This window comes from Paratractidigestivibacter sp. (assembly GCF_052362415.1).
Taxonomy (GTDB): Bacteria; Actinomycetota; Coriobacteriia; order Coriobacteriales; family Atopobiaceae; genus Paratractidigestivibacter.
This window is the reverse complement of the sequence record NZ_DAWEMK010000064.1, coordinates 7,933-9,824: the sequence shown is the minus strand read 5'-3', so window position 1 is coordinate 9,824 and position 1,892 is coordinate 7,933. Positions and strand designations below refer to the sequence as shown.

At 67.0% G+C, this 1,892-nt stretch carries 2 protein-coding genes; both read left to right on the top strand.

Going from position 1 to position 1,892, the window contains the following annotated elements; all coding sequences use genetic code 11:
- Nucleotides 1-6: 6 nt before the first annotated feature.
- Complete coding sequence (locus tag ACT84W_RS07190; protein ID WP_417576670.1) at nucleotides 7-504, top strand: YajQ family cyclic di-GMP-binding protein; 498 nt, start codon at nucleotides 7-9, stop codon at nucleotides 502-504.
- Nucleotides 505-520: 16 nt separating this feature from the next.
- A complete protein-coding gene (gene rimO, locus ACT84W_RS07185; RefSeq protein ID WP_417576677.1) occupies nucleotides 521-1,858 on the top strand; it encodes a 30S ribosomal protein S12 methylthiotransferase RimO in 1,338 nt (445 codons plus the stop codon).
- Nucleotides 1,859-1,892 lie beyond the last annotated feature (34 nt).

Sequence of the window (1,892 nt, the reverse complement as noted above, 5' to 3'; positions counted from 1 at the left end):
ACCCACATGGCCAAGGAATGCAGCTTCGATGTCGTCTCGACCGTCGACATGCAGGAGGTCGACAACGCCTACCAGCAGGCGGCGCGCGAGCTATCACAGCGATACGACCTCAAGGGCACGGGCGCCGCGCTCGATCTCTCGAAGAAGGATGGCGTCTTCAAGCTCGAGGCCCCTTCCGAGTTCGTCGCCTCCCAGGTCCGCGACGTCCTCGGCGGCAAGCTGACCAAGCGCGGGATCGATCTTTCCGCCGTTCGCTGGGACAAGGTCGAGGCCGCGTCCGGCATGAGCGTCCGCCAGTCCGGGCGCATCATCCAGGGCATCGACCAGGACACCGCAAAGAAGATCGCGAAGGACATCCGTGACCTCAAGCTCAAGTGCAAGCCGACCGTCGAGGGCGATAAGCTCCGCATCTCGTCCGCGTCGCGCGACGTCCTGCAGCAGGTCATCGCCGCGCTCAAGCAGAACGACTACGGCCAGCCCCTCCAGTTCGTCAATTATCGTTAGGATTCACCCCATGCCTATGGATTCGCCCCTCGGCAAGATCCTCTTCATCACCCTCGGCTGCGCGAAGAACGAGGTCGACACCGACCGCATGCGCGCGCTTCTGCTCGCCGCCGGCTTTGCGGAGGCCGACGGCGTCGATGACGCCGACGCGGCCATCGTGAACACCTGCTCCTTCCTCGCCTCCGCGACCGAGGAGTCCGTCGAGGCTACCCTCGAGCTCGCCGAGGGCCGCGCGGAGGGCGTCAGGTCCTGCCCCATCATCATGTGCGGCTGCGTCCCCTCGCGCTACGGCGACGACCTCCCCGAGCAGCTGCCCGAGGTCGCGGCCTTTGTCAAGGCCGACGACGAGGACGGCATCGTCGGGGTCGTCGCGGATGTCCTCGGCATCTCCGTCGCGGCGCCCGTCCTCGACGCCGGAGCGATGCTCCGCACCGTCCAGGGCGCCTCCGCTTTCGTGAAGATCTCCGAGGGCTGCGACCGCTTCTGCGCGTTCTGCGCGATCCCTTACATCCGCGGCCGCTACCACAGCCGCCCGGCTGACGAGATCGTCGCAGAGGTCTCGGCCCTTATGGAGCAGGGCGTCCGCGAGGTCATTCTCATCGGCCAGGACACCGGCATCTGGGGCTCCGACTTCGAGGGCGACCAGACCCTCGCCAAGCTGCTCGTTCGCGTGGCCGAGGCCGTCAGGCCCTACTCCGGCTGGGTGAGGGTGCTCTACCTCCAGCCCGAGGGCATGACCGACGAGCTCATCGCCGCTATCCGCGACACCCCTGAGGTACTTCCCTACATCGATATCCCCATCCAGCACTGCTCCGAGCGCGTGCTCAAGGCCATGGGCCGCTCCGGCGACCCCGAGCAGCTCCACGCGCTCTTCGCGAGGCTGCGCGACGAGATCCCCGGCATGGTCCTGCGCACCACGGGCATGGCGGGCTTCCCCGGCGAGACCGACGAGGAGGCCGACGAGCTCTACGACTTCATCGAGGCGGAGGAGTTCGACTACACCTCGGTCTTCGCCTACTCGCAGGAGGAGGGCACCCGCGCCGCGGCGATGCCCGACCAGGTGGACGAGGACGTCAAGCTCGAGCGCACCCAGCGGCTCATCGACCTCGTGGAGGAGCTGGGCTTCTCTGCAACGGCCAAGCACGTCGGCGAGCGCGTCAAGGTGATCATCGACGGCGTCGAGGAGACCGATGACGGGGTCGAGCTCATCGGCCACACCTGGTTCCAGGCCCCCGACTGCGACGGCGCTGTCCACATCCAGAGCGGCGAGGCGGCGGTCGGCGACATCGTGACCGTGGACCTCGTCGACTCCTTCTGCTACGAGATGGTCGGCACAATCGTCGAGGAGGCGTAAGGCCCCATGGGCTCAAAGAAGGCAGGGAAGGCCA